General features: G+C 62.9%; 9 protein-coding genes and 1 tRNA gene. 5 read left to right on the top strand and 5 right to left on the bottom strand.

Annotated features, from left to right (window positions below):
• Nucleotides 1-97: 97 nt before the first annotated feature.
• The 3 genes from PLANPX_RS16490 to PLANPX_RS16480 form a co-directional block, all read right to left on the bottom strand.
• The gene (locus PLANPX_RS16490) at nt 98-1,315 is read right to left on the bottom strand and encodes a tyrosine-type recombinase/integrase (RefSeq protein ID WP_152099790.1); all 1,218 of its coding nucleotides are present in this window, start codon (nt 1,313-1,315) and stop codon (nt 98-100) included.
• A gap of 173 nt (nt 1,316-1,488) precedes the next feature.
• Nucleotides 1,489-1,572 (bottom strand) — tRNA-Leu (locus PLANPX_RS16485).
• Nucleotides 1,573-1,809: 237 nt separating this feature from the next.
• The gene (locus PLANPX_RS16480) at nt 1,810-3,039 is read right to left on the bottom strand and encodes an Lpg1974 family pore-forming outer membrane protein (protein ID WP_152099789.1); all 1,230 of its coding nucleotides are present in this window, start codon (nt 3,037-3,039) and stop codon (nt 1,810-1,812) included.
• 488 nt (nt 3,040-3,527) lie between these two features.
• Between PLANPX_RS16480 and tilS the strand changes: the two genes are divergently transcribed.
• The 5 genes from tilS (at nt 3,528) to PLANPX_RS16455 (ending at nt 10,357) form a co-directional block, all read left to right on the top strand.
• On the top strand, nt 3,528-4,583 hold the full coding sequence (gene tilS / locus PLANPX_RS16475; protein ID WP_232536145.1) for a tRNA lysidine(34) synthetase TilS: 1,056 nt from the start codon (nt 3,528-3,530) through the stop codon (nt 4,581-4,583).
• A 94-nt stretch (nt 4,584-4,677) separates the two neighbouring features.
• Nucleotides 4,678-8,001 (top strand): AsmA-like C-terminal region-containing protein, encoded by a 3,324-nt coding sequence (locus PLANPX_RS16470; protein ID WP_152099787.1) that lies wholly within the window; start codon nt 4,678-4,680, stop codon nt 7,999-8,001.
• A 124-nt stretch (nt 8,002-8,125) separates the two neighbouring features.
• Nucleotides 8,126-8,455 carry a hypothetical protein gene (locus tag PLANPX_RS16465; RefSeq protein ID WP_152099786.1) on the top strand — a complete coding sequence of 110 codons (330 nt, stop codon included), beginning with the start codon at nt 8,126-8,128 and terminating at the stop codon, nt 8,453-8,455.
• A gap of 179 nt (nt 8,456-8,634) precedes the next feature.
• The gene (gene dapF / locus PLANPX_RS16460; RefSeq protein WP_152099785.1) at nt 8,635-9,471 is read left to right on the top strand and encodes a diaminopimelate epimerase; all 837 of its coding nucleotides are present in this window, start codon (nt 8,635-8,637) and stop codon (nt 9,469-9,471) included.
• Between the two features lie 49 nt (nt 9,472-9,520).
• Nucleotides 9,521-10,357 (top strand): lysophospholipid acyltransferase family protein, encoded by an 837-nt coding sequence (locus PLANPX_RS16455; protein WP_152099784.1) that lies wholly within the window; start codon nt 9,521-9,523, stop codon nt 10,355-10,357.
• A 186-nt stretch (nt 10,358-10,543) separates the two neighbouring features.
• Here the strand turns inward: PLANPX_RS16455 and PLANPX_RS16450 are convergent, their stop codons facing one another.
• Nucleotides 10,544-11,275, bottom strand: a complete 732-nt coding sequence (locus PLANPX_RS16450; protein ID WP_152099783.1) for a carbonic anhydrase family protein — start codon at nt 11,273-11,275, stop codon at nt 10,544-10,546.
• A 198-nt stretch (nt 11,276-11,473) separates the two neighbouring features.
• Nucleotides 11,474-11,740, bottom strand: a complete 267-nt coding sequence (locus PLANPX_RS16445; RefSeq protein WP_152099782.1) for a hypothetical protein — start codon at nt 11,738-11,740, stop codon at nt 11,474-11,476.
• Between the last annotated feature and the right edge of the window lie 265 nt (nt 11,741-12,005).

Genomic DNA, 12,005 nt, shown 5'->3' with positions numbered 1-12,005 from the left:
AATCGAAAGTTTAAACGACGCGAAACCCTCGAAGAGCCGCGTGATGCGTCCTTCGCGGGTTTCTTTTATTTTGTCGTCCACTCACTGAGTGATTGAGCTACGAAACGAGTAGTTCGATTGCTCGCTTTCTGATGTCGGGCATCAGGTGGCGATACCTCCGCTCCATCTCAAGAGTTGTGTGGCCCATAAACTCCGAGATGATTCGCCCGTCAACGCCGCCAGCGGCGAGGTTGGAGGCGAAGGAGTGCCGTAGAACGTGGAAGCCTCGAACCTTGCCCCACTTCGTGCCTTTCAGTGCCCGCTTAAACTTGTCGTGTGCCGTGTGAACCGTCAGCGGATTAAGTCCGTCGGCTGAGATCGTGTACTGTCCGCCCGGATGCTCGTTGAACCAGCTCTTCAGTATCCGTGCGAGGGAGGTCGTGAGATCAACCCGGCGAAAGGTCATGGCTTTCGAGCGACTCTTTTTCTTTTCCCTAATCTGAACGGTCATCGACATAAAATCGATGTCATCGATTCTAGAGCGAAGAATCTCGCTACGTCTCGCTCCTGTGTGAGCGGCGAAGAGAAACATGGGATAGACAAAGCTCTGGCAGCACTGCGCTTCAACGTGGGCCAGCAGCTCGCCTGTCTCGACCCGCGTGAGATAGAGCCCGTCCCACAGCTCCCGTTCCTCGTCCTCAGAGATTCCCCCGCGAGAAACGATCTGCTGAATCTCCTGAGTCGTTCGAAAGATCTGCTTCTCGTTTAGCTTTGGGTATTTGATTCCTCGGACCGGCGACGGTCCGGTGAGATATCCCTGCTCAACCGCCCAGTTCCAGATGAGACGAAGCGTTGTGAGTTCTTTCTTGATCGTCTCTGAGCGAATAGGCTTCCCCCGCCACTTGTCCTTCGCTCGACTCTTCACATACCCCTGAACTTCAGAGACGCTTAGGTTTTGAACCGTCGCGCTGCTCCTTAAATGTTTCAGGAGATGCTTGATGTGAATCCCCTCGCCCTGGAGAGTCGATTCTTCCTTCACGCCTTTGGGAAGCTCATCCGTGTAGGTGGTGAAGAGTGTCTTAAGGGTCAGCGCGTCACGCTCGGGCTTTTCCCCCGTTCTCTTTCCATCCGACAGGATGAAAGTTGCAGGATCAGCGTTTTCAGGGAGCGTAATTCTTCCCCGCTCAATCAGAAGGATCGTCTCTTCGATCCGGCCAAGCATGGCCCTGGCTTCCCTGCCGTCGGCGGTCTTGAGCGATCGCTTGTATTGCCGTCCGTCGAAACGAAAACGGATGCGGTAGCGCTCTGCTGCGTCATCGAATTCGAGCCATGCCACTTTGAGCTATCCCCTAGATTGGTGTTGGCCAATGCTAGGGGGCGGCATCATCAGAGACTATCGCCGCATCGTCCCGATAGAACCGGGCTGCGTCAGATTTGCGTCAGAATTCGTTTCAGAAATGAGAAAAGGACTTGGAGCAATATCGCTCCAAGTCCTTTTCACCAACGGAGTACCGGAGGCCGGACTTGAACCGGCACGCCCTTGCGGGCACTGGATTTTGAGTCCAGCGCGTCTGCCAATTCCGCCACTCCGGCATGAGTTACCGACCAAGGCCGGCAGGCATCCCAATAACCTACGTCGATTTGGCTCGGCGTCAATTGCCTCGGGCTTAATTGCCGGCGTCGACGCCGGTTTTTGGGCTGAATTCCGGCGGAGCAGCCAGAAAAATCGGCGCCCGCCGTCATCTGGGCAGACAGCTTCGCCAGGCGATGAGATCAAGGCGGGGCGAGGCTAGCCGGATGGGCTGGAGGCTTGATCGATGAAAGCCCGCCCTACCACAAGTGCTCCACCCGCGCCGTCAGTCCGTTCAGCATGATCGTATCCGACACGCCGCCGTAGTTGCTCGACTGCACGGCGTCGATGTAGTCGCTGGTCGTCACGGCATTGAACCAGAACGACTGCGTGTACCCGGCGGCGAACCGCCAGCGGCCGCGGGGACCAGTCCAGGCGACGCCGACTTCGTAGTCGAGCAGCGTCGTGATCCGCTGATCGTTCCAGTTCGCCTGCACAAACGTCGAATCGAGGTCGACGTTCGTCATCGAATAAGTCGAGCGAAAGCTGCCCGCCATCGGCGATAGGCTTGTGCGGCCGTAGAGCGAGAAGCCGCGGCTGCCGATGTTGCGACCGCCGTCGAGAGCCAGCTTCATGCCGCCGCCGTCGAAGTCGACGTCTGATTGCGTATCGATCTGGCCCGACAAGAACTCGCCGGTCTGGCCGAAGGATTGTTCGAGCTTGCCGTACCGCAGACCCAGGCCGCCGTTGATCCAGTAGCGCTCGCCTTGCCGCAGCCGCGTGCGGTACTCGATATCGGCGAGTTGGAAGTCGAACTCGCTCCTAGCAGTCAGCCCGGTTGCCGATGCGCCGAGGTTGAGTCCCGGAAAGTGGACTAACGAATCGACGGAGCCCGGAATGCCGTTAATCGTGGGCGGGCCGATCGAGTTCGATGCATCGCTCTCGAAGTAGGTGTACGAAGCGGCAATGCTCGAATGTTGGCTCATCGCCATGTCGCCGCCGATGCGGAAACCGGGATTGTAGCCGATGTCGGTCTGAGCGATCTGCCCCAGCGGCACGCCCGGAGTGCGGACCTGTTGGGCGTGAGCGACGTCGACGCCCGTTGGATTGAGGTACAGAAACTCGCCGAAGAACGAGAATAAGATCGGCGGTGGCTGCTCGACGACTTGCATCGCGACTGGTGCACACGGCGCGAACGGGACGCTGCACGCCCCATAGGGTTGAGCTGTGCCGCCGATGGCCGTCTGCCACGGCACGCCGCCCGCAACCGTTGGAGTTCCGCCAATCATCGGCCCGCCCGCCATCGCCGGGCCGACCAGTTGCGGCTGTTGCTGCACAATAATTGGCGGCGTCGCGGGGACGTCGCCAATTGCATCGAGATGCACGGCGCCGTCGGCGCCCATCATCACTTGCGCGGCCGCCTCCCCGCTCATGCAGACGATGGCGGCGACCAGCGCAGCGAGCATCGGCGCCTGTCGGCGAAGCATCATGCGCAGTTGTCGTTTGGCAGCGAGTTCCATAGCAGCTCAGCCATCGGCTGGAGTAGCGCAGAGCGCAAAGTTCGACCTCGTCGGACGAAGAGGCCGCGCGACTTTAATAGAAATCGCCAGATTTCAAGTCAATGCCAGCAACAACCGCTAGCAGTAACCGCGGGTCAACGAGTTTCTTGCCGCGAGTACGCGGGCCGCCGGAGCGAAACAAAAGAAGATTAACCGCCAAGGACGCCAGGGAAAAGCGGGAAGTTTGAAACCGTCGACGGCCACAGGTGAGTGAATATGAGATAAGTAGCGCAGCCGCTGGCTGGGGCGTTACTTATCGATCTCTGCTTCTCATTTGCGTTCATTCGCATTTATCGGTGGTTCCTGATTTCTTCCTTGGCGCTCTTGGCGTCCTTGGCGGTTGCATTTGGTGTTTGGGGCCTTTGTTTCACCGCTCCGGCGGGTCGTTGACCCGCGGCTGCTGCGATATGCTGGATCGCATGCCGCCATTGCCGCCCACCACTGATTTGCCTGCCCGCTTGCTTGCCGCTTGGCCAGCGACGGCGTGGTGCGACATCCATGTGCTCGTCGCCCTCTCGGGCGGGCCTGACAGCGTGGCGCTCCTTTGCGCGCTCCTTGCCGCCAAGCAGCAAGTCGGCGGCGCCGGGAAGCTCTTTGCCGGACACGTTGACCATTCACTGCGCGGCGACCAATCCACTGCCGACGCCGAGTGGTTAGCGTTTGAGTGCCGCCGGCTCGGCGTGCCGCTGTTCATCGAAAAAGCGAACGTCGGCGAAGTCGCCGAAGTCCGCGGCGACGGCATGGAAGAAGCGGCGCGAACGACCCGCTACGCAATTCTCACCCGCATGGCGGAGACGCTCGGCGCCCGCTTCGTCGCGCTGGGTCATCATCGCGACGATCAACTCGAAACGATTCTGTTCCGCTTGCTGCGCGGTTCGGGCCTTCGCGGTTTGGCCGGCATGCCCGCCAGCCGGCCATTGTCGCCCAGCGTCGTCGCCATTCGCCCGCTGCTCGGCATCGGCCGTAGCGAAATCACCGACTACCTGGCCGCCATCGGCCAGGCGTCGCGTGAGGACGAAACGAACCAAGACGCCGAAGTCGCCGCCCGCAACGCCGTGCGTCACGAGCTGCTCCCTCCCATTCGCGAGCGTTTCGGTAAAAATGCCGAGGGAGCCATCTTGCGCGCCGCCGAGCAAGCCGCTGCAGCGCAAGCGTTCATCGACGAGCAAGCCGCTGCGTTGCTAGCAGCATGCCAGCTCACTGACGAGCGCTCCGCAAGCGGACTTGTCATCGGCATCGAACTGCAGACGAAACCGCTCGCCGTCGCTCCGCCGCTCCTGGTGAGCGAAGCCCTCCGCCAAGCGTGGCGCTCGGCGGCATGGCCTGAGCAATCGATGACCTACAGCTGGTGGCGACAGCTTGCCCAGTTTGCTCAGTCGCCGGAAGGCGCTCCGCCTCTCAATCTTCCCGGCGACATCCGCGCGAGCCGTTCCGCGCCAGGCGTGCTATCACTGCGTTGCGAGACGTTGTCTTGACCGCCAGGCGCCGCCGCATCTACTATCCGTAGCTTAGTTTGCGCAAATATCGCCGCCCATTCCGCGCTCATGACGACGCGCGGTCGGGCAGCGCGTGACAAAACAGATCCATCGTGGCCAAAGCAAGGAAGCTGCCGCCATCGTTAGCCGCATCGTCAACGTCTGTTGGTCGGTCTTCAAGTTCGGCGTCGGGCTCGCGCTCGTCGGCGTGGTGACGATCGGTCTCTACATGTACGTGCGGATGGATGACGAGATCCGCCGCCACGTCGAGGCGTTCATCGGCGAGCGCTACCCGCACCTCGACGTTACCGTTGGCGGTGCGCGGTTGATGGAAGGTCGCGGCATCGTCGTCTACGACGTTGAGTTCGTGCCCAAGGGCGACCGCCAACTCCGCGATGAACTGCTCGTCGTCGACGAACTCCTTATCGTGTGCGACGTCGAGATCACGACGCTCATGCACGGCACGCCGCCGATCCAACGCGTCGAAGTCAGCCGTCCGCGGATCTCGTTGTTCCGCAACGCCGCGGGCGTTTGGAACTTCGATCAACTCATTCCGCGTCACCCGAGCGGGATGCCCATCCCGCCGATCGTCATTCGGAAAGCGGAAGCAACGCTCGCCAACGAAGGCGCTCCCGACAGCCAACCGATTCTGCTTCGCGACATCGATCTCACGGTCACGCCGACGGCGCAGGCGCCGGCAACCGGCGGTTGGCCCTCGCTCAAAATCGAAGCGACCGGGATCGGCCCGCAACTCAAGCAATTCGAACTACAGGGCACGGTCGATGGACCGCAGCAAGCGGTCGCGGCGACAGCGCAGTTGAAAGGGATTCAACTCGACGAGCAACTTATCGCTTGGATCCGCCCTGCCCTTCCGCCGGCGGTCGCGGGAACTCGAATCAGCGCGACGGTCGACGGCACGCTGAACGGCGCTTGGCAGCGCTCGAGCGGCGCCCTGCCGACGGGAAACGCGACATTGCTTGTTCGCGGCGGCCGCGTCGAAGACCCGCGTTTGGCTCGACCGATCACCGAACTCACCGCACGGATTCAGCTCGATCCGCAAGAATTGAAAGTCGACGACCTTCGCGCCAAGTGGGGCGCTGCGATCTTGGCCGTCGCGCTCAACCGTCGCGGCTGGGCGCCGAACGCGGGCGTCGCGCTGACCGCGCGACTCGACAACGTGCCGCTCGATGCGGAACTTCGTCGTACCTTAGCGGCCGCCGCCGATCCGCAGCATGGTCCGCCGATGAAAATTGCCGGCGTCCTAGGCGAAGAGTGGGACAACTACTCGCCGCACGGCGTCGTCGACGGAGCCCTCGCCGCCCGCTTCGACGGCTTGAAGTGGTCGCCCGCGGCGACGCTCACCGGACGCGAGTTGTCGTTCGAATCCGAAAAGTTCGCTTATCGCCTCAACGGCGGCGCCGGCACGATCTCGTTCAAGCCCCGCGACGACCAACGCGGCGCGCCGGCGCTCCTCGACGTCAACCTGTTTGGCCTGACGGCGGGCGGGCAACGCGTGAACATCGTCGCCCAAGTGACCGACCCCAAACCTGGCGCCGCCGGTTGGGCGAAGATCTCCGGACAAAATCTCGAAGTCGACGATCGCGTCATCGCCGCCGTCGATCAGCGCATTGCCGAAACCGCCGACGGCGCCCCGCGCAACGTGATCGCGTCGATCCACCCCGCCGGCAAATTCAATCTCGACTATTGGCAGATTCAACGGCCGAACCCTGGCGACAAGCCGCAGATCTCGATGCAGATCAGCGTCACCGATGGTCGCGTGAACTACGACGCCTTCCCCTACCCGCTGCAGAAGATCCAAGGCGTGATCTCCGCGCAAGGCGATCAGTTTACCTTTTCGAATTTCCAATCGGGCGGCCGCCAAACGATCAACGCCCGCGGCCAACTGATGCCGGTCCAACCCGGCGGCCCGCACGAACTTTGGCTCCACTTCGAAGGTCAGCAGGTGCCGCTCGACCTCAGCCTATTCGAAGCGCTACCCGAACCAGTCCGCAACGGCTGGAAGATGCTTCAGCCGAACGGCTCAATCAACGTCACCGCCGACGTGCGCCATCGCATGGGCCAAGGGGCGCCGACGTTCAGCGTCGTCGTCGAGCCGCAAGCTAAGTCGACGCTGCGGCCGCAATTCTTCGAATACTACATGGAAGACGTGACGGGGACCATTTCGTACTACGACGGTACGGTGACCATCGACAACCTTACCGCACGTCACCAGGATGGCGTGACGCTGGGCACCAAGGGACGCGGAACGTTCACGAGCGACCGCGGCTGGGAGTTCATCCTCAGCGGACTCTGGGCCGATGGCATCAAAGTCCGCCCCGCGCTGATGACCGCGATGCCCGAGAATCTCCGCCGGCTGATCGATTCGCTCCGCCCCAGCGGCACGTTCGCCTTGCACGGCAGCGAGCTAGCCTTCCGCCAGGCCGCTTCTGCGATCTCGCCGCTGGAGACGACGTGGGATCTGAACCTCGAATGCCATCAGACGGATCTCCACTGTGGCATCGACGTCGAAAGCGCCTCGGGCTCGGTCCACCTCCGCGGTCGTTCGAACCAACAGCAAAGCTTCAGCGAAGGCGAACTCGATCTCGAAAGCGTCGCCTACCAGGGAATTCAGCTCACCAACGTGAAGGGCCCGATGTGGGTCGATGAAAGTCGCGCCCTCTTCGGCAAGTGGGCGACCGAACAAACAGGCCAACCCGAACGCCGCGTCTCCGGCAACGTCTACGGCGGCACGATGGTCAGCAACGCCTGGGTCCGCTTCGCCCACACCCCGCAGTATAGCGCCGAAGTCGCGATCGCCGGCGCCGATCTGAACCGCATGATGGTCGAGCGCTTCGGCGCGCGGCAGTCGTTCTCGGGCAAGATCGACGGCAACGTCGCCATCGCTGGCGAAGGCCCGTCGCTCGCCCGTCTCACCGGCGATGGAAAAGTCCACATCCGCGAAGCCAACATCTACGAACTGCCGATCCTGGTCAGCCTGCTGAAAATCCTCCGCCACGGCGCCCCCGACAGCACCGCGTTCAACCAAAGCGACATCGAGTTCCGCATCCAGGGCCCCCACATCACGCTCAGCCGCATCGACTTCCTCGGCGACGTCGTCGACCTCTACGGCTACGGCGAGACCGGCTTCGACGAACACGTGAAACTGCTGTTCCGCGCCGAACTCGGCCCGCGCGAGTACGCCCTACCGATGGTGAAACACATCGTCGGCCAAACGAGCGGCAACCTGATGCAGCTCTACGTCGACGGCACGCTCACCGATCCGAAAGTTACCACCGAAGCCTTCCCCGGCTTCAATCAAATGATCCAGCAAATCCGCACCGATTTTGAGAATGGCAACGGCGCGGCGCCCAGACAAGCAACGCGAACCGACCCGTTTGGCAGGCCGATTGGCAAATGACCAAACGAGCGGTGCGAAGTTTCCCGCATTCGCTGAACCCCGAACCCTGCCCCCTCAAAAAAGCCTATCCTTTAACACCCAACGAACAGCCCCGATCCTCAATCCCTCACCGGAGGCGCAGATCATGAATGTCAGCGCAACCACAGGAGCCTTCGCCAGCGCGGCGGGCGCCCCCCTCTCGCAGCTCGCGGGGGCGGAGACGGAACGAGCCTCGAAAGATGCGTCGGTGCAGCAGCGGCAAGCCAAGTCGGACGCCAAGTCCGAAGCCGCCGCCGGCATCGGCGAGACGGAGCAAGATCAAGGAACATCCGAACGTGACGCCGACGGCCGCCGCCTGTGGGAACTACCCCCCGAAGCCGGCCGCCTTAGCGCGGAACCCTTGCCGCCGATCGAACACCACCAAGTGAAGGACCCCACCGGCATCGCCGGCAACGCGTTAGACCTGACAGGCTGATCTCTTCATTTCCCCTCCCTAGAAGGGAGGGGCCAGGGGAGGGATTCCCGACGCAACCACACCGCAGCCGCCAAGCATCGCACCACGCCAACTACAATTCCCCAACCAACCCGATAGAATAACCCGGCCGCAAGCAATATCTTCCCCACTGCCCACTCAGCCATCTGACTCAGCTCCCCATGCAGTTCACCAAAATGCACGGCGCCGGCAACGACTATATCTATGTCGATTGCTTCCGCCAGCCGACGCCCGCCGATCCCGCCGCGCTTGCCCGCGCGGTCTCCAACCGTCACTTTGGCGTCGGCGCCGACGGCCTGATCCTCATCTGCCCGGCCGACGGCGCCGATGCCGAGATGCGGATGTTCAACGCCGACGGCTCGTACTCTGAAATGTGCGGCAACGGCATCCGCTGCGTCGCGAAGTTCGTCCATGACCACGGCATCGCCGTCCGCGATCAGCTCCGCATCACCTCTGCCGGCAAGCAGTTCCTGCTCGATCTCGAAACCCGCAGTGGAAAGGTCGAACGCGTTCGCGTCGACATGGGCGAACCGATCCTCACCGCCCGCGACATCCCGACGACGCTCGCCGGCGATCCGCCGGTCGACGCCCCGTTTGAAATCGCCGGCCGCACGCTCGCCGTCACCTGCGTTTCGATGGGCAACCCCCACTGCGTCACGTACGTCGACAGCGCGACCGACGAGCTCGTCCTTGGCGTCGGCCCGCAAATCGAAACCGACCCCCGCTTCCCCCGCCGCACGAACGTCGAGTTCATCGAAGTCCTCAATCGCGAAACAGTTCGCCAGCGCACGTGGGAACGCGGCTCGGGCGAAACGCTCGCCTGCGGCACCGGCGCCTGCGCCGTCTGCGTCGCCGGCGTCCTCACCGGCCGCACCGAACGCCGCATCACGTCGAAGCTTCTCGGCGGCGACCTGCAACTCGAGTGGGATGAAGCCACGAATCACGTCTACATGACCGGCCCCGCCGCCGAAATCTTCACCGGCGACTGGCCCGCGTAAGAATCATCACTGCCCACTGCCCACTGCCCACTTAAGATCGGCTCCAAGGATGGACCCCTCCCCCAAACCACTCGATCGCACCCCGCTCTGGATGCGTGCCGCCGGCCTCCTCGCCGCCGGCGGCGTTCGCGCCTGGATGAGCACCCTCGAGTATCAGGCCCTCTTCTACGACCCGAACGTCGATCCCATCCACGGCGTCGGTGGCCAGCGGATTTACGTCTTCTGGCACGAATACATTCTCATCCCGCTCTACATGCGCGGTCACTGCAACCTCACGATGCTGCTCAGTAAGCATCGCGATGCCGACATCCTCTATCGGGTGGCGCACCATCTGGGTTTCGAGTGCGTCCGCGGCTCGACGCACGGCGGCGCCGCCGAAGCGCTGCTCGAACTCTCGCGCCGCGGCCAGCATATGCACCTGGCGATCACGCCCGACGGCCCGCGCGGCCCGCGCCGCAAGCTCGCCCAAGGCCCCATCTACCTCGCTTCGAAGCTCGGCCTGCCAATCGTCCCCTTCGGGATGGGACTCGACCGCCCCTGGCGCGCGAAGAGCTGGGATCGCTTCGCCGTCCCGCGCCCCGGTTCACGCGCCCGCGCTGTCGTCGGGCCGGAGATCTACATTCCGCCGGGGCTGAGTCGTCCCGAACTCGAAGAACGCCGCGTTGGCGTCGAGACGCTGCTCACGCAGCTTTGCGTCGAGGCCGAGGATTGGGCCACCACCGGCGAACGCCGCGAAGGCGCCGTCGCCGTGGTCCGCCAAGGCATCGATCCACAAATCGCGGCCCAGCGCCGGAGCGAACCGAGCCAGCTGCCCGTCGCCGCGGCAGAGCACTCCGCGACGCCCACGCTCAAAGTGACCCCCGACGACGCACGCGCTGCCGGTTAACAGCCGACGCTGCCATATTGAAGTTTGTGGCTCCCTCCCCCTTGAGGGGAGGGCTGGAGAGGGGGGAAGAACCCTGGTACCCGCTGCCGCCACCCCTCCCTAACCCTCCCCTTCAAGGGGAGGGGACCTCAGGATTTTATTTCTCACCCGCACAGGAAGGCGCGCAGCGCGTATTCCAGCAATCCCTTACCCCAAGAACTCCACCGCCCCGGTCTTGATGTCATACATCGACCCGACGATCTTAATCTTCCCGGCCTGTTCCAAGTCGTGCAGGATTTCGCTCTGCGCCCGAATCTGAGCGACCTCGCGCAGCACGTTCGTCCGCGCGACCGCATCGACGAACGCCGGATTCTTCCCCGTCCGCTCACCAGTGAATTCGGTCTTCGCCACGGCCGGTTTGATCCGTCCGAGCAACCCGGTGAGGTAACCAAGCTCCACGTCGTCGATCGCCCCCGCGACGGCGCCGCATGAGGTGTGCCCCATCACGAGCACAAGTTTCGCGCCGACGACGGCGCAAGAAAACTCCATGCTGCCGAGGATGTCGTCATTGATCACGTTCCCTGCGATCCGCGCGTTGAACGTGTCGCCAATCCCCATGTCCAAAATAATCTCGGCCGGCGCCCGCGAGTCGATGCAGCTGAGCAACACCGCCGCCGGGAACTGCCCCGTCGAGCTCGAGATCTGCTCCCGCAGAAAGTTTCTTTCTTGCCGCTCGCCCGTGCGGAACCGCATGTTCCCCGCCTTCACCAGGGCGATGACGTCATCGGGCGTCATTTTATCGCGTTGCTCGCGGGTGAGCGCGTCGTAGGCCATCGCCGGCGCAGCCGTGGCGCCCACGGTTCCGGCCGCAGCGACGGCGCCGCAACAACCGAGAAACCCACGCCGATTCCTGGTGAACAAAGAAGAATCGCGCCCCATCGTGCGGCCCCTAGAAAGACGAATTTGCGGTGAAAGTGGACTACGCTCAGGGGAAACATAGCACATTGGCTAGGTCGCTCATGGTTTGCCGAGAATCGCTCGCGAGCACACGCGATTCATCGGCACAACCCGCATATCCCGGCCCATCACAAAGCGCTCACCGAAGCAACAGCTGGCGAACCAAGCCGCAACGCCCATTTAGCCTCGCCGCTCGCGGCGGGCGGGAACGACCGCACCGGCCCGCTCCCAAACAGTCAACCGACGCGGCAGACGCACTTCCATCCGAAACGTTTGCACCAGCGCCCGCTTCAGTTGGCTCCATCGGTCGTAGGCGTGCAGCAGCGGCAACGAGCAGCCGACAAGCGCGGCCAATCCCGTCCCGCCAAGCACGTTCCCAAGCGTCGGCGAATGGAACGTCGATGTGGCGACGGCTGCTCCAGCGAGCGAAAGCGATCCCGCAAGCATCAACGCTAATCCGATGAACTGGGCGCATCGATTTGCGGGACCGCTCGCCGCATGCTTGGAACTGGCGGCCGCTTTCGGCCCTTGAGTTGCAGACTTGCGAGCGATTACGAAGGCGTGGGTGGAAAGATTCGACGAATGCCGCGAGTCCGATCGCCGGCGAAACCACACCAAACCCCCGCAACAAGGACACGGCGCATCACGCGTCAGCGACGGCTCAATCCGAAAGCGGCTCCCGCATACTTCGCAGCGACCGCAATCACCCTCG

The sequence above is a fragment of the Lacipirellula parvula genome, from assembly GCF_009177095.1.
GTDB classification, from domain to species: domain Bacteria; phylum Planctomycetota; class Planctomycetia; order Pirellulales; family Lacipirellulaceae; genus Lacipirellula; species Lacipirellula parvula.
The sequence above is the reverse complement of the archived record's forward strand: the minus strand, read 5'-3'. Positions and strand labels throughout refer to the sequence as shown.